The following is a 26,310-nucleotide window of genomic DNA, read 5'->3' on the forward strand; positions in this document are numbered from 1 at the left end:
CCGGCGCTAATGTACGAACTGGTTCGTTACTCATATCAAGCCGAGCGCTGCGAGGGGAAGGGCCACGCCCGCGGGGACCGCGCAACCTGCTTCTACAATCGCTCCACAGGCCCGCCGTCCGCCCGCCCGAAGGAACCCGATGACCACTGTCGAAGAACCGGCGCGAGGCACGGGCCGCATCCGCGACGCGGCCCGCACGAAGGCGGAGATCCTCGCGGTCGCCACCGAGGAGTTCGCCCGCGCCGGGTACACCGGGGCGCGGGTCGACGAGATCGCCGCCAGGACCCGTACCACGAAGCGGATGATCTATTACTACTTCGGCGGCAAGGAGCAACTGTTCACGGCCGTCCTGGAGCGTTCGTACGCGGTGATCCGCCGCGCGGAGCGGGACCTGGACGTGGAGCACCTCGACCCGGTGGCGGCGATCCGGCGGCTGGCCGAGCTGACCTTCGACCACCACGAGGCCCACCCGGACTTCATACGGCTCGTGAGCATCGAGAACATCCACGAGGCCGAGCACATCGGCGCCTCGGAGACGCTGAGTTCCCTCAACTCCCCCGCCATCGACGTCATCCGCCGCATCCTGGAAGCGGGCCGCTCGCAGGGGCTGTTCACAGCGGACGTGGACGCCGTGGACCTGCACGCCATGATCAGCTCGTTCTGCTTCTTCCGGGTCTCCAACCGGCACACCTTCGGCGCCCTGTTCGGCCGCGACCTGACCGCGGAAGACCGGCGGGAGCACTACCGCAGCATGCTCGGCGACATGGTCATCGCCTATCTGACGGCGGAGCGCCCGGCCGGCGCCTGAGCGGGCGGCGACCGCTGCACGCCCCCTTGACAGGCGGGTGACACCGGCGCACCATCCGAAGCCACCCGCTACTAACTATCCAGTGGGTTAATTAGCCGGACGCGCTTCCGGCCCGCCGACCCGCTCACCCCACCGGGCCCCGGCACCTCTCCCCTTCCCGTCCCCCGAAGGAGCCAGTGTGTCCGTCCCCGCCGCGCCGTCCCGCCCTCCGCAGGGCCAGCCGCGCAAGGCCGCGCTCGCCGCATGGATCGGCAGCGCCCTGGAGTACTACGACTTCTTCATCTACGGCAGCGCCGCCGCGCTGGTCTTCCCGAAGGTGTTCTTCGACGAGTCGGACCCCGCGAACGCGACGCTGCTCTCGCTCGCCACCTTCGGTGTGGCCTACGCGGCCCGCCCGGTCGGCGCGTTCTTCCTCGGCCATGTCGGCGACCGGCTCGGCCGCCGCAAGATCATGGTGTTCACCCTGGTCCTGATGGGCCTGTCGACCTTCCTCATCGGCTGCCTGCCCTCGCGCGACCAGGTCGGCTCCCTCGCGCCCGTGCTGCTCGTCCTGTGCCGGGTGCTCCAGGGCGTCTCGGCCGCCGGTGAACAGGCGAGCGCCGGGTCGATGACGCTGGAGCACGCCCCCGCGGGCCGTCGCGCCTACTTCACGAGTTTCACGCTCAGCGGCACCCAGGCCGGGCAGCTCCTCGCGACCCTCGTCTTCCTGCCCGTCGCCGCGCTGCCCGAGGACCAACTCCTGTCCTGGGGCTGGCGCGTGCCGTTCTGGCTGAGCATCGTGGTCGCCGTCGTCGGCTACGTCATCCGCCGCACGCTCCACGAGACCCCGGAGTTCTCCCGCCAGTCCACCGCCTCCGACGGGGTGGCGCGGCTGCCGCTGCTGGTGTTGCTCCGCGACCACTGGGCGGACGTGCTGCGGGTGATCGGGGGCGCGCTCGTCGCCTCGGTCAGCACGATCTTCACCGTGTGGGCCCTGTCCTACGCGACGAGCGACGCGGTCGGCATGGACCGTTCGGCGATGCTCTGGGTCGGCGCCCTCGCCAACCTCGTGGCGCTCGGCGCGATCCCGCTCTGGGCACGCCTCGCCGACCGCGTCGGCCGCCGCCCCGTCTACGTCGCGGGCGCCGCGGGCAGTGCCCTGCTGATGTTCGGCTATCTCTGGGCGATCTCGACCGGCTCGTACCCGCTCACCTTCGTCTTCGGCATCCTCGCCTTCGGCGTCGTCTACAGCGCGGCGAACGCGGTATGGCCCTCGTTCTACGGCGAGATGTTCCCGACCCGTGTCCGGCTGTCCGGCATGGCGATCGGCACGCAGATCGGTTTCGCGGTGGCCGGGTTCGCGGTGACGTTCGCGGCGCGCATCGCGGGCCCGGACGGTACCGACTGGTTCGCGGTGGCGCTGTTCACGGCGGCGCTGTGCGTGCCGCCGATGATCGCCGGTGTCACAGCGCGCGAGACCCATGAAGTGCCGACCGAACTCCTCGGCGAGCGGCGGTCCGGCGCCGTGGACGCCGAGGACGCGCGGCCGGTGCGGGTCTGAGAAGCGGACGCGACGAAGGGCGGGCCGTGCGCGACGGCCCGCCCTCCCGTGTGCGGTGGCCCCGGAGGTCAGGGGCTCAGACGGTCCCCGGGCCGCGGGGTGCGTCGGCGAGTTCGCCGAGGTCCAGGCGCTTGATGTCCTTGACGACGACGGCGTAGCTGACGACGGCCAGGGCGGCGCAGACGCTGACGAAGGCGAGAGCGAGGTCGAAGGAGCCCGTGGCGTCGATGAGGTAGCCGACGACCAGCGGGGTGACGATGCCCGCGACGGCCCCGAAGGCGTTGAAGACACCGCCGGCGAGGCCCGCGATCTGCTTCGGGGCGACATCGCCGATCACGGCCCAGCCGAGGGCGCCGAGCCCCTTGCCGAAGAAGGCGAGCGACATGATGCAGACGACGAGCCACGACGCCGTCACGTAGTTGCAGACCATGATGGTGGTGGAGAGCAGCAGACCGGTGACGATGGGGATCTTCCGGGCCCTGGTGAGGCTGACGCCGCGCCGGGCCAGCAGGTCGGAGAGGTAGCCGCCGAGGACGCCGCCGGTGAATCCGCACAGGGCGGGCAGCGACGCCACGAACCCCGCTTCGAGGATGCTCATGCCACGCTCCTGGACCAGGTAGACGGGGAACCAGGTCAGGAAGAACCACGTGATGGTGTTGATGAAGTACTGGCCGATGAAGATGCCGAGCATGTTGCGGTTGCTCAGCAGCGTCTTCAGGTGACGCAGGCCCCCGTCGCGCTCGGACGCGGCAGGACCGGCAGGACCGGCAGGACCGGCAGGACTGTCCATGTCGATCAGCGCGCCGCCCGCGCCTATGTGGTCGAGTTCGGCGGCCGTCATCCTGGGGTGGCTGCGCGGCGGGTGGATGACCCGGGTCCAGATCAGCGCCAGGACGACACCGGCGCCGCCGATCACCGTGAAGACGTGCTCCCAGCCCAGCGCGGTCACCAGCCATCCCATCAGCGGGGCGAAGGCGACGGTCGCGAAGTACTGGGCGGAGTTGAAGAGGGCCGACGCGAAACCCCGCTCCTTCGTCGGGAACCAGGCGGCGACGATGCGGGAGTTGCCGGGGAAGGAGGGCGCCTCGGCGAAGCCGACGACGAACCGCAGGACGAACAGCAGCACGACCGCGGCGCCCGCGAAGAACCCGATGGCGCCCTGCGCCATCGTGAACACGGACCACAGGAAGATGGCCACGCCGTAGACCCTCTTCGAGCCGAAGCGGTCCAGCAGCCAGCCGCCGGGGATCTGCGCGATGAGGTAGGACCACGAGAACGCGGAGAAGAGCACGCCCAGCTCCCCCGAGCTGATGCCCAGGTCCTTCTGCATGGTGTCACCGGCGATCGACAGCGTGGACCGGTCGGCGTAGTTGATGGTCGTGACCACGAAGAGCATGGCCAAGATGGCGTACCTGAGGCGGCCGGTCCGTGCGGGGGCGGCCGAAGTCGCCGGGCGGTCCTGCCGGTTGAGCGCTGTCATGTGCGGTCGTTCTCCTAGACCTGGAGGGGCGGCGGCTCTGCCGCGGGTGGTCCGAGCCAGTGGCTGGAGTTGACCGTAGGTTCGGCGCCCATTCCCGTCTAGATCGATTTTTGTAGGCTGCGATACCTTCCCTATATGATCGGCTCGGGGTCAGAGGTGCTGGAGCAGGGCGTGCAGCGCGGGATTGTCGTTGGTCCTCCGCCAGGCCAGATGCAGTTCGACCGGGGTGGGGTCGGCCAGTTCGAGCGCTCTGAACGTGATGCCGGAGAACCGCATCCGCGCGGCCGACTCCGGTACGAAGGCGATGCCCCAGCCCGCGTTGACCATGGCGAGCAGGCTGTGCACCTGGCTGAGGTACTGGCTGAACCGGGGGGTGACCCGCGCCGTACGGAAGACGCTGACCAGCAGTTCGTGGAAGTACCTGGCCTCGACCGGCGAGTACATCAGCACCTCCTGCCCGTCGAACTCCCGCATCGGCAGCGCCCCTTCGCCCCCGGCCAGCGGATGGTCCAGCGGTACGGCCGCGAGCAGGCCCTCCTGGATGGTGGGCCGGGTGACGAGGTCGGGTCCCGTGCTGGAGGGGCGGATCATGCCGAGGTCGAGGGAGCCGTCGGCGATCGCCTCCAGTTGGTCGCGCGTCACCTTCTCGCGCAGCACGATCTCCGTGCCCGGCATGACGGAGCGGGCGACGTCCAGGAGGGTGCCGAGCGCGGAGTAGGCGCTGGCCGCGGTGAACCCGACGGCGATGGCCCCGGCCTCGCCCGCGGAGACCTGCTTCGCGGCCAGCGTGGCGGCCTCGGTCTGGCGCAGGATGGTGCGCGCCTCACTGAGGAAGGCACGGCCCGCCGGGGTGAGCCGGACCGTGCGGTTGGTGCGGTCCAGGAGCTGCACGCCCAACTCGTGCTCCAGGAGCTGGATCTGGCGGCTCAAGGGCGGCTGCGTCATGCGCAACCGTTCGGCGGCCCGTGTGAAGTGCAGTTCTTCGGCGACGGCCACGAAACTCACGAGCTGAGCGAGCGTGAACAATGATGCCCTCCGGGTATCGACGCATCCAAAAACTATGTTTGACGTGGATCAATCGCCGACCTTAGCGTCAAGAACGTCAGCGGCGGGCCTCCCGCCCCGCCGTCGGTACCTCCCAGCAACACGAAGTGGTGACCATGAAGCACGCAGCCACCCCCGTCGCCGGCCTCCGGGGCGAGGCCACTCTCGACTCGATCGCCTGGATCAGGCTCTCCTCGGTGGCCCTGCCGCTGGCCACGCCGATCAGTGACGCCAAGGTGCTCACCGGCCGCCAGAAGCCGATGACCGAGGTCGCCTTCCTGTTCGTGGAGATCGAGACCGCGCAGGGACAGACCGGTATCGGTTTCAGCTACTCCAAGCGGGCCGGCGGCCCGGCCCAGTTCGCGCACGCCAAGGAGATAGCGGACAACCTCATCGGCGAGGACCCGAGCGACATCGGCCGACTGTGGACGAAGCTGGTGTGGGCCGGGGCGTCCGTGGGCCGCAGCGGCGTCGCCACCCAGGCGATCGCCGCGCTCGACATCGCCCTGTGGGACCTCAAGGCCAAGCGGGCCGGTCTGCCGCTGGCCAAACTCCTCGGCGCGCACCGCGACTCGGTCCGCTGCTACAACACCTCCGGCGGCTTCCTGCACACGCCCACCGAGCAGGTCCTGGACAACGCGACCGCCTCCCTCGCCCACGGCATCGGCGGCATCAAGATCAAGGTGGGGCACCCGGACGGCAAGCAGGACCTCGCCCGCCTCACCGCCGTGCGCGAACACATCGGCGACGACGTGCCGTTGATGGTCGACGCCAACCAGCAGTGGGACCGGCCCACGGCCCAGCGGATGGGCCGCGCCCTGGAGGAGTTCGGCCTGGGCTGGATCGAGGAGCCGCTCGACGCCTACGACGCCCAGGGGCACGCGGCGCTCGCCGCCTCACTGGACACGCCGATCGCCACCGGCGAGATGCTGGCCAGCGTCGCCGAGCACTACGAACTGATCCGGTTGGGCGCCGCCGACATCATCCAGCCCGACGCCCCGCGCATCGGCGGCATCACGCAGTTCCTCAAACTGGCCGCGCTCGCCGACCACCACCACCTGCAACTCGCCCCGCACTTCGCCATGGAGATCCACCTGCACCTGGCCGCCGCCTATCCGATCGAGCCGTGGGTGGAGCACTTCGACTGGCTGGAGCCGCTGTTCGAGGAGCGGCTGACGATCAGCGACGGCCGGATGCACGTCCCGGCGCGGCCCGGCCTCGGGGTGACCCTCACCGACCAGGCCCGCGCCTGGACCCAGGGCACCCACGAGGTCGGCAAGCGCCCCTGACCGGCGCCGTTCCGCCCCGGCCCGGCCCGCCCCGTCCGATCTTCCTTCCCCTTCGCCTTCCTCCCCGGAGCACTCCACCATGACGTCCTTCACCCCGTCAGAGCTCGGCCGGCGCATCGGCTCGGGCCTGCTCTCCTTCCCCGTCACCCACTTCGACGCCGACGACCTGTCGTTCGCCGAGGACGCCTACCGCGCCCACATCGAGCGGCTGTCCGCATACGAGGTCGGCGGGCTGTTCGCCGCGGGCGGCACCGGCGAGTTCTTCTCGCTGACCGCCACCGAGACCGAGCGGGTGGTGCGCGCGGCCGTGCGGGCGGCCCCTGAGGACACCCCGATCCTGGCGCCCGCCGGGTACGGCACCCGCACCGCGATCGAGTACGCCCTGGCCGCCGAACGCGCGGGCGCCCACGGCCTCCTGCTCTTCCCGCCCTACCTCACCGAGACCAACCAGGAAGGGCTCGCGCGGCACGTCGAAGCGGTCTGCCGCGCCACGAAGCTCGGCGTCGTCGTGTACGGCCGCGCCAACGCCGCCTACCACGCCGACACCCTGGCCCGGCTCGCCGACGCCTGCCCGAACCTCATCGGGTACAAGGACGGCATCGGCGACATCGACGCCATGACCCGTATCTACACGCGCCTCGGCGAGCGCCTCACGTACATCGGCGGTCTGCCCACCGCCGAGACGTTCGCCCTGCCCTACCTCGAACTCGGCGTCACGACCTACTCGTCCGCCATCTTCAACTTCCTGCCCGAGTTCGCCCTCGACTTCTACCGCGCGGTACGCGAACGGCGCCACGACACGGTCGTCAAGCACCTCGCCGACTTCGTCCTGCCCTACACCGAGATCCGCAACCGGCGGGGAGGGTACGCCGTCAGCATCGTCAAGGCGGGCCTGACCGCCACCGGGCACGGCGCCGGTCCCGTCCGCCCACCGCTGACCGATCTGACCGGGGCGGAACTCGCCGAACTGACCGCGCTCATCGAGGGCGTGCCCGCTCCTCGGAGCTGAGCTGTGTGGACCCGCCGCGTCCCGCCGTGACGGCGCGGGCCGCCGAGTGCAGCGACTTCAGCGCGACCAGGAGCAGCCCGATGTCGTCCAGGTAGACGGGGTCGGGGAGCAGGTCGACGGGCGAGATCGTGTAGATCACGGCGACCCAGAACAGGGCCTTGCTGCGCAGCGGGATCCCGGCGTCGAGCAGCAGTCTGCGCGCCTGGAAGACGCGTACGAGGAGGTAACCGGCGGCCACCAGCATGATGAGGGCCGCCACCGCCGCCAGGACGAACCATGTCCGCTCATCCATCAGTCGTCCACCCCTGTCCTGGTCCCGGTTCGGACACCCTCGCTCACGGCAGGATGGAGTCCACGTACCCGCCGTCGACCCGTACCGCACCTCCGGTGGTGGCCGAAGCCTGGTCGGAACCGAGGTAGACCACCATGTTGGCGATCTCCTCCGGCTCGATCAGGCGCTGGAGCAGCGATTGCGGCCGGTGTTCGCGCATGAAGGCGCGCTGCGCCTCCTCCCACGGCAGGTCACGGTCGACGAGTTCGTACACGAAGTCCTCGACGCCGCCGGTGTGGGTGGGCCCGGCGAGCACCGAGTTGACGGTGACGCCCGTGCCCGCGGCCCGTTTGGCGAAGCCGCGGCTCACCGACAGCAGGGCCGTCTTGGACATGCCGTAGTGGATCATCTCGGCGGGCACCGCGACGGCCGAGTCGCTCGCGATGAACTGCACCCGCCCCCAGCCCCGCTCCATCATGCCGGGCAGGAACATCCGGGTGAGCCGGACCCCCGCGAGGACGTTCACCTCGAAGTAGCGGCGCCACTCGTCGTCGCTGATCTCCAGGGGTTCGGCGGAGCCGAAGATCCCCAGGTTGTTGACCAGGATGTCGGTCTCCGGGAGCGCCTCGGCGGCCTGGTGCGCGCCGTCCTCGGTGGCGACGTCCGCGACGACCGGCACCAGGTCCGCCCCGGGGGTCTCGGCCGCCAGCCGAGCGATGCTCCGCTCCACCCGCTCGGCCGATCGCCCGTTGACGCCCACCCGCGCGCCGGCCCGGGCCAGGCCCGTGACGATGGCCGCTCCGATGCCCTGGGTGGAGCCGGTGACCAGCGCCGTGCGCCCCGTCAGATCGATCCGCATGTTCCGCCATGTCCTTTCTCGGTGGGTCGGCCGTCCGCGTGCGCACCGCCGCGCGGCACGCGAGGATGTGGACCGGCCGGGGGCGGAGTGCCGAGACGAGGAGATCGACGCCGTGCTCATCATCGTCGCCATGGTCCTGGCAGGCATCAGCGTGCTCTGCGTCGGCATCACCGCCCGCCAGTGCGCGACGGACGACATCGCGCCGGGGCCGCCGGTTCTCGCCCTCCTGGCCGCGTTCGCCTCGGTCGCGCTGATGCTCACGGCCACCGCCTACGGTCACTGACGCCCCCGGCCCCGGGGCGCTGTCAGCGCAGCTCGTCCTCGTCGACCAGGTGGACGGCGGCCTCCTCGGCCGACGCCGCGCCCCCGTCGATACCGACGTCCTCGGCGAGCATGTCCTTCTCGGCGTCCTCATGGGCGCCCTCGTCCGGTGCCACGAGCCGGCCCGAACGGTCGGCGCCGACCTCGTCGTCGAGCGGTTCGCCCTCGCCGTCCCGGAGGTCGCCGACCTCGTCGCCGACGTCCTCACCCGACTCCAGGGCCTCGTACTCGTCGACCACGGGGTCCGCGCGCTCCTCGGCCAGCCGCTCGTCGAGGCTCTCGCCCTCGCGCTGCTCGGCCGCGGTGGTGCCGGTGTGCTCGACACCGAGCGGACGCTCCGGGGGCGACCAGCCCTCGTCGTGCGGGTCGACGCCGCGGTCGCTCAGCATGTCCTCCGCCTCGAGGGTGCCCTCGTCGTCACGCGCCTCGGGTTCGTCGCTCGGCTGGTAGACCTCGTCGCCCATGAGGGTCTCGTCGTTCCCGTCGGTCATCCCGTGTCACCTCTTCTCCTTCTCCCCCGTCGCGGTGGTCCCCGCCCCCGTCACGTAACCAGCCTGCGCCAGGTCACGCATGTCGGCCCCTTATCCGTTTCCGCGGGGCGCAATCACCTCTCAGGTCCCGTGGGGCACCACGACTATCTGTACGTCGTCCTCGTAGACGACGCAGCCGGGGTCGGCCGAGGTCACCTTCGTCCAGGGGACGCCGTGCGCGTCGAGGATCTCCAGATAGCCGTCGATCCGTTCGACGAGGTGCGTGGCGGCCGGTTTGAACCAGGCGGTGGCGCCCGGGTTGACCTCCGGGTCGTAGACCGTGGGGTCCAGCGTCGAGGGGTCGGTGTACGCGGCGTCGTACCAGGCGTTGTTCTCCCGCCGGAACCGCTCCTGTACGGCGTCGAGCCGGCCCGTGCGCCCGAGATTGTTCACCAGGCCGAACACGCCGGTGAAGTGGCCGCGTTCATTGGCCGTGGCCGCTTGGTAGCGGAGGTACTCAATCGTCATCCGGTGATCTTTCCACGCAAGCGCTACCGGCGGCCCCGTGTCCGGTGCACGCCCCGGGTGGGGCGGTGGCCCGGCGCCGGTACAGGGTGCGTGGCCCCGCCCGCCCTGTCCTGTCGAGGCGTCCGCTTCGGGCACAGGGTCGTCCCCCATGGAGTGGCGCTGCCCGTGACGGCCTTACGGATCTTGCCGGGGTGGGATGGGTGACCATGTCGTCTCCCCTCTTCGGAACGAGGTCGTCGCATGCGCCGTACCGGATTCCTGGCCCTGGCCGTCGCGCCCCTGCTGTTCGCCTTCGGCCCCGCGACGGAGGCCGGCCCCGCCGTCACGGTGACCGCGCCGTCCGCGGGCTCGGTGTACCCGTCGGGCGGCAGCGTCCTCGTGGCCTGGCGCAACAGCACCGGGCGCGAGGTCGACATGTGGCTCGTGCGCGACAAGACGGCCCGGGTGGCCCAGCTCGCCGCGAAGCTCAGCGCCGCGCCCTCGGGCGAGAAGGCGGCCGTCCTGCCCGATGTCCCGCAGGGGTCGGACTACGCCATCGAGGTCGTGGCCCGCGACGGCGGCGAGCACGCCTACAGCCCGTCGTTCACCGTGGGGCGCCGGGCCCATGGAGCACCGTCTTCCTAGGCACCCAGCTCGACGTCGTGCCGCGCCGTCCCCGACGGGCCGTCCAGGGTGACCAGGTCGGCGCGGGGCGCGTGCCGGGAGGAGGAGACGACCAGGGTGTGCGTGCCGGGTGGCAGCGCGTCCACGGCGTAACCGCCCGCCGTCACCGGGGACTTGGCGAGCCGCTTGCCGCGGGCGCTGATCACCGTCACCCACGCGGCACAGCCCTCGGGGTGCGCGGCGCACGTCACGCGGCCCTCGACGCGGGCCGTCCCGGTGAGCGCGGGTTCGCGGTGCCGCGGCTCGTTCCAGGCCGCCATCACCGAGCGGGTGCGCCGCTGCATGGGTGAGGCGGGGGCCTGCGCGGTGCGGCCTTCGGCGGCGACCGGGAGGCCGGCCTGTTCGGCGTAGGCGGCCAGGGTCTCGTCGAGGGCGTCGAGCTCGCGCAGCGCGGTGGCCAGGCGCCGGGCGCGGGGTCCTGGCGGGGCCGGGGCGAGTTCCGCCTCCAGTTCGCGCACGAGCGGGCCGACCCTGCGCCAGGCGCCGGCGTCGGCGCTTTCGGGGGCGCCGCTCGCGAAGAACCGGTCGAGTTCCTTGAGGGAGGCGGTGAGGGTAGCGGTGATCAGCCGGGCCCGTTCGGCCAGGCGCGGCGGCAGGTCCACGTCGACGTCGGCGGCGACGGCCAGCGCCCGGGCGTGCCCCGTCGCCGTGGCGAGGAGTGCGGCCCGGTGCTCGGCGGCGGGCCCGCGGACACCGACGGGCATCCGCACGAGCGGGCGTACGACGCTCTGCACCTGGATCAGCGCGGCGTCCACCGAGCGGGCCGCTCCGCGCAGGCGTACGGGTTCGTCCGGGTGGGTCCAGCGCTGTTCGACCTGCATGACGACCTGGGCGAGCGCGTCTACGTAGCCGCGTTCGGCCTCCTTGACGACGGTGCGGCGCGACAGGGGGAAGATCAGCGCGGCGCAGGCGGTGGCGACGAGCACGCCGATGCCGTTGTCGAGGAGCCGCTCCCCCAGCAGGTGGTTCATGCCGCTGTCGGGCGTGGTGAGGCCGTAGAGCTGGGTGAGCGCGACGACGAGGCCGACGACCCAGCAGGCGTAGGCGCGCTGCATGCCCCAGGCGCCGAAGGCGAGTCCGGCGACGATGACGGCGAGCGTGGCGTAGACGTGGTCGCGGCCGATGAGGTGCAGGACGACGATGCCGAGCACGGCCCCGATCACGGTGCCGACCATGCGGTGGCCGAACTTGCGCAGGCGTTCGTGGGTGGTGTTGGTGCCGAACAGCGTGATCATGACGCCGACCAGGCCCCAGTAGAAGCGACGTGGGTCGATGGCGTCGGCGATGGGGCAGACGATGGCGGCGGCCACGGCGGCGTGCACGGGGACGCGGACGAAGGGGACGACGCGGCGCCAGCCGGATTCCGAGCCCGCGGCGAGGACGCGCCGGGCGGGGCCCGCCGAGCCGGGCAGCCGGTTGTTCTCCAGGGCGACGGTGGGCCGGAACGGGACATCGGCCGGGCCGGCCGACGTGGTGCGGCCGAGGGTGAGCCAGGCGTGCAGGGACGCGGCGAGCGAGTCGAGGAGGTGGCCGATCCGGCGGGCGAGCACGGCGGCCTCGACGTCGTCGGCCGGGGCGGCCGGGTCGCGCAGGATCGCCTCGGCCCGCTCCTGGACGCGGGCGGCGACCGGGCGGAGCCCTTCGGCCCGGCCGAGCGGGGTGTCGCGGGCCAGGACGAGGCCGACGGCGAGGGCTTCGCGCAGCGGCGGGGGCAGGGGTCGCCGGGTGAGTTCGGCGGTGGCCTGGCCGATGCCGCGCAGGGCGAGTTCGGCGTCGAAGAGGTGCCGGTGAAGGAGTTCGGCGGCGGCGGGGTCGGCGGCCACCTCGGGCTGGGCGAGGCGTCCGTCGATGGTGACGGTGGTGATGTTGAGGCGACGCAGGGAGCGGTCCATGCGGCGCACGGCCCGCTCGGGGTCGGCGTCGGGGTCGAGCGCGTCGACGGCGGCGTCCGCGACCCGCCGGGCCTCGACGACGAACGCCCGCTGGGTGCGGAGCAGGTCCTCACGGGGCATGGGGAAGCAGAGCAGCAGCCGGGTCGCGAGGACGGCCGCGGCGGCGACCAGGGCGACGGCGAACGTCTTGCCGACGAGAGCGGCGAGGATGCCGGCGAGCATGCCGACCATCAGGCCGTTGAACAGCATCATGCCGGTGATCAGGGCCATCGGCCCGAACCTGGCGAGGAAGAACGTCAGCGCGAGCGCGCTGATCATCAGGACCATCTGTGCGGCGCGGTGTCCGGTGAGGTTCGCGCACAGCCACAGCACGGCGGTGTACGGGAACGGCATCCACAGGATGGCGCGGGCGAGGCGGTCCCAGGTGTTCTCGGCGACCGCGAAGGCGCTCATCAGGCCCATCATCCCGGCGACCATCATGCCGATCATGGCCGGGATCCGCAGCGCCTCGGCCATCCCGTAGCCGACGGCGAGCGAGGTGACCATGGCGACCAACGACCGCCAGCCCGCCTGGAGTTGACCTAGGCCCGGGTCGGCGGCGAGGACCCAGTCCCACCATCTGCGCGGTCCGGCGACCCGGTGGGGGGCGAGGTCCGCGGCGGGGGCCGCGGGCGGGGTGGCGGTGTCCGGCAGTGTGTCCGGGGTGGTCAACTGGTCTCCGATTCCATGGCGTCGACGAGTACGGCGATGGCATCCCTGGCGGCCCTGACCGCCTGCTCCGAGTCCTCGATGCCGCCGTCCAGGGCGGCGAGCAGGGCGCCCGCCATGCGACGGCGACCGCGTTCGAGCAGGTCGCGTCCGGCGGACGTCAGCTCCGTGCGCACCGCGCGCCGGTCGTCCGGGCAGCGCTGCCGTGCGACGAGTCCGGCCTCCTCCAGTTTCTGGAGGAGCACGGTGACCCGTGGCTGCGCCATTCCGGTGCGGGCGGCGAGTCCGGTCACCCGGCACGCTCCTGGTTCGAGTGCGTCGAGCACGGCGACCTGGCTGCGGGTGAGTCCGAAGTCCCCGGCTTTGAACAGGGTCTGGGTGAGGTGCCCGATCCCCCGCAGGAGGCCGCGGGCGGCGCCTTCGATCCGCAGAGCCTCAGCGGGTCCGGCGGACCCCGAGGATAGATGCATACGGAAACTATATACGTGGTGGATACAAATACCTAACCGGCGCCCGTCTCCGCGTAGATCACCAGCGTGTGCTCCGGCTGCCCGGCCACGTGGAACGCGGTGTAGTCGTACGCGACCACGCCTCCGACGAGCGGGTCCGCGCGGAGGTCGCCGGGATGCGGGACCGGGTGGGGATCGCGCCCGAGGCGATCGCCCGCGCCGTCGCGTTCGCGGTCGAGCAGCCGGCCGACGTGGACGTCAACGAGATCGTCGTCCGGCCGACGGCGCAGAGCTGACGAGCACGCCCGGGACGATCGGCGTATCCGTCCCGCCACCGCGCCCGCCGAACCCGGCGCGGTGGGAGGATCCGGACGTGGACGGGGGGATCCTGGAACGGGATCTCGAACTGGAGCGGCTGGCCGCCGCCGTGCGGGACGCCACGGTCGGCGCCGGTTCCGTCGTGCTCGTCCTCGGCGAGGCCGGGATCGGCAAGTCGTCCCTCGTACGGGCCCTGCCGGGCGTGCTGCCGCCCGGCGCCCGGCTTCTGGTCGGGCAGTGCGACGACCTGGTCACCGGCCGCCCGCTCGGGCCGCTGCGGGACCTCGTCGGCAGCGTCGGTACCGAGCTGGCGCGGGCCGTGCGCGACGCGGGTGACCGGCACCGGGTGCACGAGGCCCTGCGCGCCGAGCTGGCCGGCGCTCCGCACCCCGCCGTACTGGTCGTGGAGGACGTGCACTGGGCCGACGAGGCGTCCCTGGACGCGCTGCGCTACCTGGTGCGCCGGGTCGAGGACCTGCCGGCGGTCCTCGTCCTCACCTACCGGGACGACCAGCTCGGCCGGGGCCATCCCTTGCGCCAGTTGCTCGGGGTGGTGTCGGGGGCGGCCCGGGTGCACCGGCTGCCGCTGGCTCCCCTCTCCCCCGAGGCGGTCCGCGCGCTGAGCGCGGCGGCGGACCTCGATCCGGCGCAGGTGTACACCGTGACGTCGGGCAATCCGTTCTTCGTCGCCGAGGTGATCGCGGCGGGCGGTACCGGCGTGGTCCCGCCGACCGTGGTCGACGCCGTCCTGGCCCGGCTGCGCGGCCTCGGCGACGCGGCCCTGGACGCCCTCGAACAGCTCGCCGTGGTGCCCTCGGCGGTGGAGCGCCCCCTCGCGGACGCCCTGCTGCGGGACGGCGACGACGCACTCGCGGCGGCCGAGCAGGGCGGACTCCTGGTGGTGGCGGTGGACCGGGTGGCGTTCCGGCACGAGATCATCCGCCGCGCGGTGGTCGACTCCCTGCCCGCGGCGCGGCGCATCGCGCTCGACCGGGCCGTGCTCGCCGCGCTGGTGGCGGCACCCGGCACCGACCGCTCGCGGATCGTGCACCACGCGGCGGCGGCCGGGGACACCGGGGCCGTGACGCGGTTCGGCCCCGGGGCCGCCCGGGACGCCGCGCGGGCGGGGGCGCACCGGGAGGCCGCCGCCCACCTGCGGCTCGTGCTGCGGCACCGGAGCCGGTTCGGCCCCGCCGAACGGGCCGATCTCCTGGAGCGGTACGCGGTCGAGAGCTACACCATCGGGGACTCGGTGGCCGCGGTCGCCGCGCAGGGCGACGCCGTCGCGCTGCGCCGGGAACTGGGCGATCTGCGGGCGCTGGGGGCGGATCTGCGCTGGCTGTCGCGCATCCACTGGTGGGCCGGTGACGCGGACGCGGCGCAGGAGGCCGCTCGCGAAGCACTCCTTGTCCTCGAACGGGCCGGGGACGCGCGCCTGTTGGCCCTCGCCCTGAGCAACACGGCCCAACTGCGGATGCTGTCCGACGAGTACGCGCAGGCGGTCGACTACGGCGAGCGGGCGATGGCGCTCGCCCGCTCGGTGGGCGACACGGCGATCCTCGCGCACGCGCTGAACAACGTGGGCAGCGCCCGCTGGCGGTGCGGCGACCCGTCGGGGCAGCGGCAGTTGGAGGAGAGCCTGCGCGTGGCGCTGGCCGCCGGTGAGGTGGAGCACGCCTGTCGCGCGTACGCCAACATCATCTGGTTCCTCCTCGACGACCTGCGCCTCGCCGAGGCGGACCGGTTCCTCACGCCCGCCGTCGAGCTCGCCGACCGCGCCGAGCACCTGGGCTTCCTCACCTACCTCCAGGTCGAGCGGGCACTGCACCGGTTCGCCGAGGGCGACTGGGCGGCGGCCGAGCGGTTCGCGCTGCTCGGCACCGACGTCTTCCCGCCCGCCCGCTGTCCGGCGCTCACCGTCCTCGCCCGGGTCAGGATCCGGCGCGGCGTCGCGGGCGGCGGCGCGCTCCTCGACCAGGCGTGGCGGATCGCCCAGGGCACCCGCGAGCTCCAGCGCACCGGTCCGGTGGCGGCGGCGCGCGCGGAGGCGGCCTGGCTGCGCGGCGACCCGGCCGGTGTCGTCGCGGCGGTCGAGCCGGTGTACGCGCGGGCCAGGGAGGCGACCGGCTCACCGCACGGGGCCGAGCTGGGCTACTGGCTGACCAAGGCGGGCCGGCCGGTGCCGCGGGACGGCTCGGGCCATCCGTACGCGTTGCAGGCGGCGGGCCAGTGGGACAAGGCGGCCCGGCTGTGGCAGGAGGCGGGCTGCCCCTACGAGCACGCGGCGGCCCTCGCGGAGAGCCCCGACCCGGCGGACCGGCTGCGGGCGCTCGCGACCCTGGACGCCCTGGGCGCGGTGCCGCTGGCCCGTCTGGTCAGGGCCGGGCTGCGGGCGCTCGGGGTGCGCCGCGTGCCCCGGGGGCCGCACGCGGCGACGCGACGCAACCCGGCGGGGCTGACGGGCCGTCAGCTCCAGGTGGTGCGGCTCCTCGCGCAGGGGCTGACCAATCCGCAGATCGCCGACCGGCTCGTCGTCTCCGTGCGTACGGTCGACAACCACGTCCGCGCGGTCCTGGAGAAGCTGGACGCCCCCACCCGGCGCCTGGCCGCCGCGCGGGCCCGCGAACTCGGGCTGCTCGGGGACGCCGAAACGTAGGTAGGCGCCGGGCCCGAGATGGGTGTCCGGCACGCATGCCGGGGCGCTCCCCGAGGCCGTAGAACGGTCGGACCACATCCATCGCTCCACGGGGGACCGCATGACCATCACGCCCGCACAAGCGGCACGCAGCGAACTCAGCGCTTTTCACGGCGAGTTGATCGGCCCGGAGGATCCCGGGTACGGCGGGGCGCGTGCCGTCTACAACGCGATGATCGACCGGCGTCCCGCGCTCGTGGCGCGCTGCGCCGACGCCGACGACGTCGCGCGTGCCATCGCCTTCGCGCGCCGTCACGAGCTGCCGCTCGCGGTGCGGGGCGGGGGCCATCACGGGGCGGGGCTCGGCACCTGTGACGGCGGGGTCGTCGCGGACCTCGCGCCGCTGGACTCCGTCGAGGTCGACGCCGCGGCCCGCACGGTGCGCGTCGGCGGCGGCGCCACCTGGGGCCAGGTCGACGCGGCCACGCACGAACACGGTCTGGCCACGCCCAGCGGCATCATCTCCACCACCGGGGTCGGCGGCCTCGCACTCGGCGGCGGGATCGGCCACCTCACCCGGCGCTGCGGCCTGAGCGTCGACAACATTCTGGCCGCGGAGGTCGTCCTCGCCGACGGCAGCCACGTGCGCGCGGACGCCGACGAGGACCCGGACCTGTACTGGGCGCTGCGGGGTGGCGGCGGCAACTTCGGCGTCGTCACCGCGTTCACGTTCCGCCTGCACGAGGTGGGCACGGTCGTGGCGGGCCCCACCTTCTGGCCGGCCGAACAGGGCGCCGAGGTCCTCGCCGCCTACCGGGAGTTCCTCCCCTCGGCGCCCCGCGACGTCAACGGCTTCTTCATGTTCGCGACCGTGCCGCCCGCGCCGCCGTTCCCCGAGGAGCTGCATCTGCGCAAGGTGTGCGCCGTCGTGTGGTGCCACACGCACGACGACCCCGAGGCGGCCGGCCGGGCGATGGCGCCGCTCCTCGACGGGCTCCCGGCGCCGCTGCTGCACGCGGTCGCGCCGATGCCGCATCCGGCGCTCCAGTCGATGTTCGACGGTCTCTACCCGCCGGGCGACCAGTGGTACTGGCGGGCCGACTTCGTGCGGGACATCCCCGACGAGGCCGTGGCGCTGCACGCCAAGTTCGGTCCCGAGGCGCCCAGCATGCAGTCCACGATGCACCTGTACCCGATCGACGGAGCCGTCCACGACCACCGCGCGAGCGACACCGCCTTCCACTACCGGGACGCGCGGTGGGCGAGCGTCTACGCGGGCGTGGACCCCGACCCGGCCAACGCCGACCTCGTCAAGCGCTGGACGATCGACTACTTCGAGGCCCTGCACCCGTTCTCGGCGGGCGGCGCCTACGTCAACATGATGATGGACGAGGGGCAGGAGCGGGTGCGGGCGAGCTACCGCGGCAACTACACGCGCCTCGCCCGCGTCAAGGCGGCCCTGGACCCGGAGAACGTCTTCCGCCTCAACCAGAACATCGAGCCGGACCCGGCCGCCCGCTACGAGGCCCGGCCCTGACCGTCCCCTGACCCACCGGGCGGGCGTCGACGCGCCGTATGAGCTGCGGGAACGTAGCGTGGCCCGCATGTGCTGGAGCGCGACGGCCGATCTCGTGGCGGGCAGCGCGATCGCCGCGGTGGGGGTCGCCTGCGTGGTGCGCGCGGCCCGCACCCGGCCGCGCGCGCTGCCGCTCGCGGCGCTCCCGCTGCTCCTCGGCGCGCACCAGATCACCGAGGCGGTGATCTGGGACGACGGCGGTGGCCGCGGACCCGCGGTCCTCGTCTGGGCGGTGATCGCGCTGCCGCTGCTGCCGCTGTGGGTACCGGCGGGCGTGCTGTGCGCGGCGCCGCCGCGGGCCCGCCGGCGCCTGGCGCTCCCGCTCGCGTGCGGCGTCGTGACCGGCGCCGCCCTCGCGTACGTCCTGGTCACGAAGACCGTCACGGCCACGATCCGCGGTCACACCATGGCCTACGCGATCGGCCTGCCGCACGCCGGATGGCTCATCGCCGGATACCTGCTGGCGACGGTCGGCTCGCTGCTCCTGTCGGGCGACGCGGGCCTGGTGCTGCTCGGCGCGCTGGTCGCGGTCGCCGCCGCCGTCTGCGCGGCGCTGTGGCGCTGGGAGTTCCTGTCGACCTGGTGCGCCTGCGCCGCAGTGTGCTCGGTGGTGCTGTACGCCTGGACACGCCGCCGCCGGGGACAGGCCCTGTCGCGGTAGGCGCGGAAGGCGGCGACGACGCGGCCGGGCGAGCGCGGTTGAACGCCTGACGAACAGTGGGCGAAGGTCGGCGGCGGCCCCGTCGCGGCGATCGGGCGGGTCCGTACCGTCGCCTCCATGGGATGGCTCGAGATCACCTTCACCGCCGCGGGCCTGCTGCTCGGCGCCGTCTCCATCGTCACGCCGTTCGTCGCGGACCGGCGGGCGCGGCGCAGCAGACGCATCGGCTTCCGCAAGCAGATGGACATCGCCATAGGGCACAACGGGCAGGTGAGCGCGGCCGATCCGCGGCTCGGCCTCTTCAACGACCTGCCCGCGATGCGGGACGCCACCCTCGTGCTGCTGCGTGTCGAGAACGACGGCTCGCGGCACATCGAGGAGTCGGACTACATCGACCCCTCCGCGCAGTACGGGCTCACCGCCGAGTTCCCGGGGCGCCGCATCGAGGCCAAGGACGTCACGCTGCCCGCCGAACACGCCAACCTGATGGGTTACTTCGAGAACCAGCCGGGTCTGCTCGTCGCGGGACCGAGCACCCTGCGCATACCGCGCGTCCCGTTGAAGCCGGGGGCGCACTACAAGATCCTGGTGCTTCTGACGGGCGGCCGGGAGGGCGACCGGGTCGTCGTCACCGGTGATCTGAAGGACGGCACGCTCCACGAGAACCACAGCCTCACCCCGGACGAGAAGCCGCCGGTGTTCAGCCGACAGGCCCGCTGGACGACCGTCGTGCTCGGCCTCGCGCTGATCGCCGCGGCCACCCTGCCCCTGCTGATGCCGCCCCCGCTGCCCGACGACTGCGAGAGCGGGACGCTGCGCCTGACGGGGTCGACCGCGTTCGCGCCGGTGCTGTCCGAGCTTGCGGCGAAGTACCGGGAGCACTGCGGCGGCCGTCCGGACATCGCGGTCGCCGCGCACGGCAGCCGTACCGGGGTGCGGGAGCTCGCCCTGTCCGGGGGCGGGCCCGAGCAGGGGGCGGTGATCGCCTTCTCGGACGGGCCGCGTCCCGCGAGCTACACCCGGCTCGGCGAGAGCCGCGTCGCGGTCTCCCTGTTCACCCTCGTCGTCCAGGACGACGTGCGTCTGACGGACCTGTCCGTCGCCGACGTACGCCGCCTCTACCGGGGCGAGATCCGCAACTGGTCCCGGCTCGGCGGCCCCGATTTGCCCGTCGTCCTCGTCAGCCGCACCTCGGGCTCCGGCACCCGCGGCGCGCTCGGCCGCCGGGTCCTCGCGGGGGCCGAGGAGCCACCCGCCTCCTCCGACGACTGCGTCGACCGCACGGTCCGCGCCGCCGCGGTGCTGCGCTGCGAACTCGACTCGACGGAGCAGGTCCTCTCCACGGTGGCGGGCACCCCGGGCGCCATCGGCTACAGCGAGCTGCGCGCCGCGACCCCGCCGGAAGCGCCCCGCGGTCTGCACCGCGTCACCCTCGACGGGCGGGCGCCCGACCCGGACCGGCTCGCCGACAACGGCTACCCGTACCGCGAGATCGAGTACGCGTACACCTACGGCCGTCCGCCCGCCGGCTCACTGGCGTCGAGCTTCCTCGCGTACGCCGTCGACGACGGGGTCGGGAAGGGGGTGATCGCCGCCCACGGCCACCTGCCCTGCGGCACACCGGTCGGACTCCGGGTGTGCGGCGACGGCACCTGACGCCCGAACTTCCGCCCTATGGGCGGCGCTTGGGGTACCGGACGAAGAGGATGCCGTGGACTTCGCCGTCCGGTGCGGCGTAGCGGTGCGGGGCGTCGGCCCGCCAGTGGGCGTGGCCGCCCGGGCCGACGCTCTGCGGCGCGTCGGGCAGCCCGACGAGCGCGGTGCCGGAGAGCACCATGAGGCTCTCCGTGGTGTGCGCGGCATGGGCGGCCGAGTCCTGGGTGGCGCCGGCGGCGATGGTGACGCGGAAGACGTCGGTGGCCGCGTCCCGGTCGTCGTACCGCTCCAGGAGCACCGCGGTCACCGCACTGCCGGACACGCCGCCGCGCGCCCCCGCGGGAGGGTCGTCGAGGACGGCGCTCAGCGGGCTGCCGAGCGCGGTGGTCAGCGCGTAGAGGGTCTCCAGGGTGGGGTTGCGCAGGCCGCTCTCCAGTTCCGAGAGGGTGCCCTTGCCGACGCCCGAGCGGCGGGCGAGTTCCGACAGGGACAGGTCCCGTGCGCGGCGCAGCGCCTTGAGTCTGCGTCCCACCTCGTCGTTGAGGCCCATCGCCTCCGCTCCCGTCCGCCGTCCGCGCTGTTGTTGACGGCTCACCGTCCGGCTCCCTAGTGTTCCATATACAGAACGTTCCGTTTATGGAACGCCGTGCGCGGAGCGTTCCGTTCCTCGTCGCGCCCTTCGGAAGTGATGCCCGCATGTCCCTCTTCGCCCGCATACGCGCCCTCGCACCGCCCTCGGCCGTGGCGGCCGGACTCATCGCCGTCACGGTCGGTGTGACGAGTTCGGCGGCCCTGGTCTTCACCGCGGCGCGGGCGGCGGGCGCGGACGCGCGGGAGATCTCGTCGTGGATGCTCGCGCTGGGCGTCGGGCTCGCCGTGACGAGCGTCGGCCTCTCGCTGCGTTTCCGGGCGCCGGTGGTGACCGCCTGGTCCACGCCGGGCGCGGCGCTGCTGGCCACGGGGCTCAGCGGGGTGTCGATGGGCCAGGCCGTCGGGGCGTTCGTCCTCAGCGGCGTGCTGATCCTGCTCAGCGGGCTCACCGGCTGGTTCGCCCGCGTCATGGACCGCGTCCCGGTCCCGCTCGCGGCGGCGCTCCTCGCCGGGGTCCTGCTGAAGTTCGGCACGGGGCTGTTCACCGAGATGGACGGCAGCTTCGCCCTCGCGTTCCCCATGTTCGTGCTGTACCTGCTGGGGCGCGCGTTCCTGCCCCGGTACGCGGTCCTGGTCGCGCTGGGCGGCGGTGTCGTCGCCTCCGTCATGACCGGGGGCTGGCACCTGGAGAAGGTGCGGCTCTCCCTGGCGCACCCCGTGTTCACGACGCCGGAGTTCGACTGGAAGGTGCTCGTCAGCGTCGGCGTACCGCTGTTCGTGGTGACCATGGCCTCGCAGAACCTGCCGGGCGTCGCCGTGCTGCGCGGCTCCGGGTACCAGGTGCCCGTGTCGCCGCTGCTGACGATGACGGGGGCGGTGCAGGCGGTGCTCGCCCCGTTCGGCGCGTTCGGGCTCAACCTGGCGGCGATCACCGCCGCGATCTGCACCGGCGAGGAGGCCCACCCCGACCGGGAGCGGCGCTTCCTCGCGGCGGTGTGGGCGGGGATCTTCTACCTGTGCGTGGGGCTGCTCGGCGCCACGGTCGCCTCGCTGCTGGTCGCGATGCCGCACGCGCTGGTGCTGGCCGTCGCGGGCGTCGGTCTGCTCGCCACGATCGAGACGTCGCTGGCCTCGGCCCTGTCCGACCCGCGCTCCCGGGAGGCGGCGGCCGTCACCTTCCTCGCGACGGCCTCCGGCGTGACACTGCTCGGCATCGGTTCGGCGTTCTGGGGGCTGCTCGCCGGGGTCCTCACCAGCGTCGTCGCCGCGCTCGGCCGCCGCCGGCAGCAGGCGAAGGCCCCCGCACGTCACGGAGATCCCGGGGCCCCCGCACACCACGGCGACGGCCCGCCCGCGGTCGTACGCTGAGACGCATGTCCCACCCTTCAGCCGCAGTCGCCGCCGCAGTCGCACGCTGCACGGGCCGCCGGGCCGCCGAGCAGCGCCGTCTCTCCTCCGCGCTGTCCGAGGTGGTCCTCGACGACGGGCGCGTGGTGATGGTCAAGAAGTCCGAGACCGCCGACGCCTCGCGGGCGGAGGCGGCCGGGCTGCGCTGGCTGGCCGACGCGGGGGCCGTCGCCGTCCCCCGGGTGCACGGGCAGGACGAGGGATGGCTGGTGACCGACCGTGTCACCGAGGGGCGGGCGACCGATCTGAGCGCGCGGCGGTTCGGCGCGGACCTGGCCGCTCTGCACGCCGCGGGCGCCCCCGCGTTCGGCGCGGCCCCGCCCGGCGGCCCGACGGACGCGTTCATCGGTCTCGCCCCGATGCGCGACGTCCCGGGTCGGGACTGGCCGCGCTGGTACGCCGAGCACCGCGTGCTCCCCTACGTCCGGCTCGCGGTGGACGCGGGCACCCTGCGCGCCGCCGAGGCCGCGACCTTCGAGAAGGTCGCCGATCTGCTGCCCCGGCTCGCGGGGCCCGCCGAGCCGCCCGCCCGGCTCCACGGCGACCTGTGGAACGGCAACGTGCTGTGGGGCCCGGACGGCGGCGCGTGGCTGATCGACCCGGCCGCGCACGGCGGACACCGGGAGACCGATCTCGCGATGCTGCGCCTGTTCGGCGCCCCGCACCTCGACCGGATCCTCGACGGTTACCAGGAGGCGGCGCCCCTCGCACCCGGCTGGCAGGACCGCGTCCCGCTGCACCAACTGTTTCCGATCCTCGTCCACGCGGTCCTCTTCGGCCGCGGCTACGCCGAGCAGGCCCTGACCGCGGCCCACCACCAACTCGCCCGTTAGGGCTATGAACTGACGGTACGTCAGGTTACCCTCCGGCCCATGACTTCCACGGTGGTCTGGGGCACCGGGAACGTGGGCCGCGCGGCGATCCGAGCCGTCGACGCCCACCCCGGGCTCGAACTTTGCGGCGTACTCGTGCACGACCCGGCCAAGGACGGCCGCGACGCCGGCGACCTGGCCGGTCACGACCACGCCCTCGGCGTCACCGCGACGACCGACGTCGACGCGGTGCTCGCCGCACGGCCCGGCGCCGTCCTCTACGCCGCCTCCGGCGAACTCCGCCCCGACGAGGCCCTCGCCGACATCTGCCGGGCCCTGCGCGCCGGCGCCGTCGTCGTCAGCCCGGCCCTGTACCCCCTCTACGATCCGCGCGGCGCGCCCCCCGAGTTCACCGGTCCGGTGCGCGCGGCCATCGAGGAGGGCGGCGGCTCGCTGTTCGTGTCCGGCGTCGACCCCGGCTGGGCCAACGACGTCCTGCCCCTCCTGGTCAGCGGCCTCGGCGCCCGGATCGACGTCCTGCGCTGCCAGGAGATCTTCGACTACTCGACGTACGACCAGGAGGACTCGGTCCGCCACCTCGTCGGCATGGGGCACCCCATGGAGTACCAACCGCTGATGCTCGCCGAGTCGGTCCCCACCATGGTGTGGGGCGGGCAACTGCGGCTGCTGGCCAGGGCGCTCGGGGCCGAACTCGACGAGATCCGCGAGACCGTGGAGCGTCGCCCCCTGGAGAGCGACGTCACGACGGCCGCCATGGGCGACTTCGCGGCGGGCACCCAGGGCGCGGTCCGCTTCGAGGTGCAGGGCGTGGTGGAGGGCGAGGTCCGCATCGTCGTCGAGCACGTGACCCGGATCCACCCTTCGTGCGCGCCCGACTGGCCGGTGCCGCCCGGTGGCGGAGCCGGCGCGCACCGCGTGATCGTGGAGGGCCGCCCGCGCATCGAGGTGACCGTCCAGGCCACCGACGAGGGCGGCAACCACGCGGCGGGCGGCAACGCGACCGCCGTGGGGCGGCTCGTCGGCGCGATCGAGTGGCTGCTCGCGGCGCCGCCCGGCCTGTACGACGCACTCGACGTACCCGTCCTGCCCGCCGTCGGCCGACTCGGAAGGAAGCAGCCATGACCGGCATGAGCATCGACATACCCGACGGCCAGGAGCCCATCCCGTACGTGTGGGGCGAGATGGTGCCCGGCATCGGTCCGGTGGCGGCGCAGTTCTCCATGGCGGTGTACGACCACTCGTCCCTGGGGCTGCGGGAGTTCGAGGCGGCGCGGCTGCGGGTCGCGCAGCTCAACGGCTGTCTGTTCTGCCTGGACTGGCGCACCGAGCGGGACGGCGAGAAGGTCGAGGAGTCGTTCGCCGACGCGGTGGCGGACTGGCGTGACACCATCGCGTTCGACGAGCGGACCCGGCTGGCCGCCGAGTACGCGGAGCGGTACACCGTCGACCACCACGGGCTCGACGAGGCGTTCTGGCGGCGGATGACGGCGTGCTACAGCCAGGCCGAGATCGTGGAGCTGAGCATGGCCATCGGTTCGTGGCTGGCGTTCGGGCGGCTCAACCACGTGCTCGGCCTCGACGCGGTGTGTACCCTGCCCAAGCCGTGAACGCCGGTGCGGCGCACGGGGCTTGAGCAGGGCAAGGCCGTCACAGGTCGGTGGCGACGATACGGTCGATGTTGCGCTCGGCGAGCGCCGTGATCGTCACGAACGGGTTGACGCTGGTATTGCCCGGGATCAGCGAGCCGTCGATGACATAGAGGCCCTGATAGCCGTGCAGGCGGCCGTAGTTGTCGGTCGCCTTGCCGAGCACGGCGCCGCCCAGCGGGTGGTACGTGAGGTGGTCGCCCCAGATCTTGTACGTGCCGAAGAGATCGGTGCGGTAGATCGTGCCCTCCTTCGCGTTGATCTTGTCGAAGATGGTCTTGGCCGCGTCGATCCCCGGCTGCTTCCACGCGGTCTGCCAGTTCAGCCCGACCCCGCCCGTCGCCGGGTCGTACGTGAACTGCGCGCGGTGCGGGTTCTTCGTGATGGACAGGTAGAACGAGGCGTACGTCTCGATGCCGGTCGGCAGGGGCGCCACCTCGGCGAACGCGCCGCCCGCGGCCCAGTTGTCGATGCCGCCGGTGGGGATCGCCGACTGGAGGGCGCCGGTCGGGTCCCACAGGTGGTTGGCGCGACCGCACATGACGTTGCCGTTGTCGCCCCAGCCCTTGCCGATCTCGTCGTTGAGCGCGGGCAGCGCGCCCGTCGCCTTCAGCTTGGTGAGGAGCTTGCTGGTGCCGACGCTGCCCGCGGCGAAGAACACGCGCTCCGCGGTGATCTCCTTGGTGGCGGTGACGGCGCCCGTGGTGTCGAGCTGGTCGACGCGCACGGTGTAGCCGCCGCCGGAGGCAGGCGCCACCGACGTCACCTTGTGCAGGGGCGAGATGGCGACTCGGCCGGTGGCCCGCGCGCGGGGCAGGTAGGTCTTCTGGAGGGACTTCTTGCCGTGGTTGTTGCCGTACAGGATCTCGCCGGCCAGCGCGGATCTCGGCACCGTGCCCGCCTGCTCCTGCTTCATGTAGTCCCAGTCGTAGACGTCCGGCACGAAGACGAAGGGGAAGCCGGAGCGCTCGGCGTGCTTGCGGCCGACGCGCGCGTACTGGTAGCACTCGGCGCTCTCGAACCAGTCGGGGTCGATGGTGGCGACGCCCAGGCCGGCGTTGGCCCGCGGGTAGTACGTGCCGTACATCTCGCCCGCGTCGACGGAGGGCAGGACGGCACCGAAGTTCTCCCGCTTCGGCGTGACGGCCATGCCGCCGTTGACCAGCGAGCCGCCGCCGACACCACGGCCCTGGTAGACGGTGATCCCGGCGAAGTCCTCGGCGTCGAGGATGCCCGTGTAGCGGGGGATGTCCCGGTCGATCGGGAAGCCGAGGAAGTTGCTGAGGGGCTGCTTCGTCCTGGTTCTGAGCCAGAAGGATCTGTTGTCCGGGCTGGTCGTGTTGGCGAAGATCTTGCCGTCGGCACCCGGAGTGTCCCAGGCCATGCCCATCTCCACCATGTGCACGTCCACCCCGGCCTCGGCGAGCCGGAGCGCGGCGACGGAACCGCCGTACCCGGTGCCGATGACCAGGGCGGGAATGCGGGCACCGTCGGCGACGGCCGAGTCCGCGTCGCGCTCCACGGCCGCGGCGCGGCCCCCCAGGGCCACGGCGCCCAGAAGAGAACCTGTTCCTGCGAGGAAGCCGCGGCGGGAGATCCCGGTACGGTCCACTTCAGGGCGGGTTGCGTCAGTCATCGTGGGGTCCTCACTCTCGG

Annotated in this window: 24 protein-coding genes and 1 pseudogene; 15 read left to right on the top strand and 10 right to left on the bottom strand. The window is 72.9% G+C overall.

The window, feature by feature from the left end:
- Positions 1-139: 139 nt before the first annotated feature.
- Positions 140-808 (top strand): TetR/AcrR family transcriptional regulator, encoded by a 669-nt coding sequence (locus ACIRF8_RS19015; RefSeq protein ID WP_404216298.1) that lies wholly within the window; start codon positions 140-142, stop codon positions 806-808.
- A gap of 178 nt (positions 809-986) precedes the next feature.
- A complete protein-coding gene (locus tag ACIRF8_RS19020; RefSeq protein ID WP_404216300.1) occupies positions 987-2,348 on the top strand; it encodes an MFS transporter in 1,362 nt (453 codons plus the stop codon).
- A 76-nt stretch (positions 2,349-2,424) separates the two neighbouring features.
- On the opposite strand, the gene ACIRF8_RS19025 is transcribed toward ACIRF8_RS19020, so the two are convergent.
- Both ACIRF8_RS19025 and ACIRF8_RS19030 read right to left on the bottom strand, forming a co-directional pair.
- Positions 2,425-3,828 carry an MFS transporter gene (locus tag ACIRF8_RS19025; RefSeq protein WP_404216302.1) on the bottom strand — a complete coding sequence of 468 codons (1,404 nt, stop codon included), beginning with the start codon at positions 3,826-3,828 and terminating at the stop codon, positions 2,425-2,427.
- 150 nt (positions 3,829-3,978) lie between these two features.
- Positions 3,979-4,854 (bottom strand): LysR substrate-binding domain-containing protein, encoded by an 876-nt coding sequence (locus ACIRF8_RS19030; RefSeq protein ID WP_404216304.1) that lies wholly within the window; start codon positions 4,852-4,854, stop codon positions 3,979-3,981.
- A 134-nt stretch (positions 4,855-4,988) separates the two neighbouring features.
- Between ACIRF8_RS19030 and ACIRF8_RS19035 the strand changes: the two genes are divergently transcribed.
- Together ACIRF8_RS19035 and kdgD are read left to right on the top strand one after the other, a co-directional pair.
- Positions 4,989-6,161: a mandelate racemase/muconate lactonizing enzyme family protein gene (locus ACIRF8_RS19035; protein ID WP_404216306.1), complete on the top strand. Its 1,173-nt coding sequence runs from the start codon at positions 4,989-4,991 to the stop codon at positions 6,159-6,161.
- A 79-nt stretch (positions 6,162-6,240) separates the two neighbouring features.
- Positions 6,241-7,170 carry a 5-dehydro-4-deoxyglucarate dehydratase gene (gene kdgD / locus ACIRF8_RS19040; protein ID WP_404216308.1) on the top strand — a complete coding sequence of 310 codons (930 nt, stop codon included), beginning with the start codon at positions 6,241-6,243 and terminating at the stop codon, positions 7,168-7,170.
- On the opposite strand, the gene ACIRF8_RS19045 is transcribed toward kdgD, so the two are convergent.
- Positions 7,139-7,462, bottom strand: coding sequence for a YkvA family protein (locus ACIRF8_RS19045; RefSeq protein WP_404216310.1), 324 nt, complete (start codon positions 7,460-7,462; stop codon positions 7,139-7,141). The genes kdgD and ACIRF8_RS19045 overlap by 32 nt on opposite strands.
- Positions 7,463-7,505: 43 nt before the next feature.
- A complete protein-coding gene (locus ACIRF8_RS19050) occupies positions 7,506-8,300 on the bottom strand; it encodes an SDR family NAD(P)-dependent oxidoreductase (RefSeq protein ID WP_404216312.1) in 795 nt (264 codons plus the stop codon).
- Between the two features lie 112 nt (positions 8,301-8,412).
- Between ACIRF8_RS19050 and ACIRF8_RS19055 the strand changes: the two genes are divergently transcribed.
- On the top strand, positions 8,413-8,583 hold the full coding sequence (locus ACIRF8_RS19055) for a hypothetical protein (RefSeq protein ID WP_404216314.1): 171 nt from the start codon (positions 8,413-8,415) through the stop codon (positions 8,581-8,583).
- Positions 8,584-8,605: 22 nt separating this feature from the next.
- On the opposite strand, the gene ACIRF8_RS19060 is transcribed toward ACIRF8_RS19055, so the two are convergent.
- On the bottom strand, positions 8,606-9,112 hold the full coding sequence (locus ACIRF8_RS19060) for a DUF5709 domain-containing protein (protein WP_404216316.1): 507 nt from the start codon (positions 9,110-9,112) through the stop codon (positions 8,606-8,608).
- 120 nt (positions 9,113-9,232) lie between these two features.
- The gene (locus ACIRF8_RS19065) at positions 9,233-9,619 is read right to left on the bottom strand and encodes a hypothetical protein (RefSeq protein WP_404216318.1); all 387 of its coding nucleotides are present in this window, start codon (positions 9,617-9,619) and stop codon (positions 9,233-9,235) included.
- Between the two features lie 240 nt (positions 9,620-9,859).
- On the opposite strand from ACIRF8_RS19065, the gene ACIRF8_RS19070 reads away from it, so the two are divergent.
- The gene (locus tag ACIRF8_RS19070) at positions 9,860-10,243 is read left to right on the top strand and encodes a Ser-Thr-rich GPI-anchored membrane family protein (protein WP_404216320.1); all 384 of its coding nucleotides are present in this window, start codon (positions 9,860-9,862) and stop codon (positions 10,241-10,243) included.
- On the opposite strand, the gene ACIRF8_RS19075 is transcribed toward ACIRF8_RS19070, so the two are convergent.
- Positions 10,240-12,885, bottom strand: coding sequence for an FUSC family protein (locus tag ACIRF8_RS19075; RefSeq protein WP_404216322.1), 2,646 nt, complete (start codon positions 12,883-12,885; stop codon positions 10,240-10,242). The genes ACIRF8_RS19070 and ACIRF8_RS19075 overlap by 4 nt on opposite strands.
- Positions 12,882-13,352 carry a MarR family winged helix-turn-helix transcriptional regulator gene (locus tag ACIRF8_RS19080; protein WP_404216324.1) on the bottom strand — a complete coding sequence of 157 codons (471 nt, stop codon included), beginning with the start codon at positions 13,350-13,352 and terminating at the stop codon, positions 12,882-12,884. Before ACIRF8_RS19080 ends, ACIRF8_RS19075 begins: the two co-directional genes overlap by 4 nt.
- A gap of 152 nt (positions 13,353-13,504) precedes the next feature.
- Between ACIRF8_RS19080 and ACIRF8_RS19085 the strand changes: the two are divergent.
- From ACIRF8_RS19085 to ACIRF8_RS19105, 5 genes and pseudogenes are all read left to right on the top strand, one after another.
- A pseudogene (locus ACIRF8_RS19085) lies at positions 13,505-13,627 on the top strand (oxidoreductase); the annotation flags it as partial.
- A gap of 77 nt (positions 13,628-13,704) precedes the next feature.
- Complete coding sequence (locus tag ACIRF8_RS19090) at positions 13,705-16,305, top strand: ATP-binding protein (protein ID WP_404216326.1); 2,601 nt, start codon at positions 13,705-13,707, stop codon at positions 16,303-16,305.
- Positions 16,306-16,405: 100 nt separating this feature from the next.
- Positions 16,406-17,821, top strand: a complete 1,416-nt coding sequence (locus ACIRF8_RS19095) for an FAD-binding oxidoreductase (RefSeq protein ID WP_404216329.1) — start codon at positions 16,406-16,408, stop codon at positions 17,819-17,821.
- 67 nt (positions 17,822-17,888) lie between these two features.
- Complete coding sequence (locus ACIRF8_RS19100) at positions 17,889-18,521, top strand: DUF6629 family protein (RefSeq protein WP_404216331.1); 633 nt, start codon at positions 17,889-17,891, stop codon at positions 18,519-18,521.
- Between the two features lie 117 nt (positions 18,522-18,638).
- Positions 18,639-20,177, top strand: coding sequence for a substrate-binding domain-containing protein (locus ACIRF8_RS19105; protein WP_404216333.1), 1,539 nt, complete (start codon positions 18,639-18,641; stop codon positions 20,175-20,177).
- A gap of 16 nt (positions 20,178-20,193) precedes the next feature.
- Here the strand turns inward: ACIRF8_RS19105 and ACIRF8_RS19110 are convergent, their stop codons facing one another.
- Positions 20,194-20,727 (bottom strand): helix-turn-helix domain-containing protein, encoded by a 534-nt coding sequence (locus tag ACIRF8_RS19110; protein WP_404216944.1) that lies wholly within the window; start codon positions 20,725-20,727, stop codon positions 20,194-20,196.
- Between the two features lie 146 nt (positions 20,728-20,873).
- Between ACIRF8_RS19110 and ACIRF8_RS19115 the strand changes: the two genes are divergently transcribed.
- Genes ACIRF8_RS19115 through ACIRF8_RS19130 form a run of 4 tightly spaced genes read left to right on the top strand, consistent with a single transcriptional unit; the run spans position 20,874 to position 24,615 of the window.
- Positions 20,874-22,136, top strand: a complete 1,263-nt coding sequence (locus ACIRF8_RS19115) for a benzoate/H(+) symporter BenE family transporter (protein ID WP_404216335.1) — start codon at positions 20,874-20,876, stop codon at positions 22,134-22,136.
- Between the two features lie 5 nt (positions 22,137-22,141).
- Entirely contained in the window at positions 22,142-23,008 is an 867-nt protein-coding gene (locus tag ACIRF8_RS19120) for a fructosamine kinase family protein (protein ID WP_404216337.1), read from the top strand.
- Positions 23,009-23,047: 39 nt separating this feature from the next.
- On the top strand, positions 23,048-24,130 hold the full coding sequence (locus tag ACIRF8_RS19125; protein ID WP_404216339.1) for a dihydrodipicolinate reductase: 1,083 nt from the start codon (positions 23,048-23,050) through the stop codon (positions 24,128-24,130).
- Positions 24,131-24,135: 5 nt separating this feature from the next.
- Positions 24,136-24,615 (top strand): carboxymuconolactone decarboxylase family protein, encoded by a 480-nt coding sequence (locus tag ACIRF8_RS19130; RefSeq protein ID WP_404216945.1) that lies wholly within the window; start codon positions 24,136-24,138, stop codon positions 24,613-24,615.
- Between the two features lie 40 nt (positions 24,616-24,655).
- Here ACIRF8_RS19130 and ACIRF8_RS19135 read toward each other — a convergent pair whose 3' ends face one another.
- Positions 24,656-26,290, bottom strand: a complete 1,635-nt coding sequence (locus tag ACIRF8_RS19135; RefSeq protein WP_404216341.1) for a GMC oxidoreductase — start codon at positions 26,288-26,290, stop codon at positions 24,656-24,658.
- Positions 26,291-26,310 lie beyond the last annotated feature (20 nt).

The organism is Streptomyces sp. NPDC102406, from assembly GCF_044765725.1.
Classification (GTDB): Bacteria; Actinomycetota; Actinomycetes; order Streptomycetales; family Streptomycetaceae; genus Streptomyces.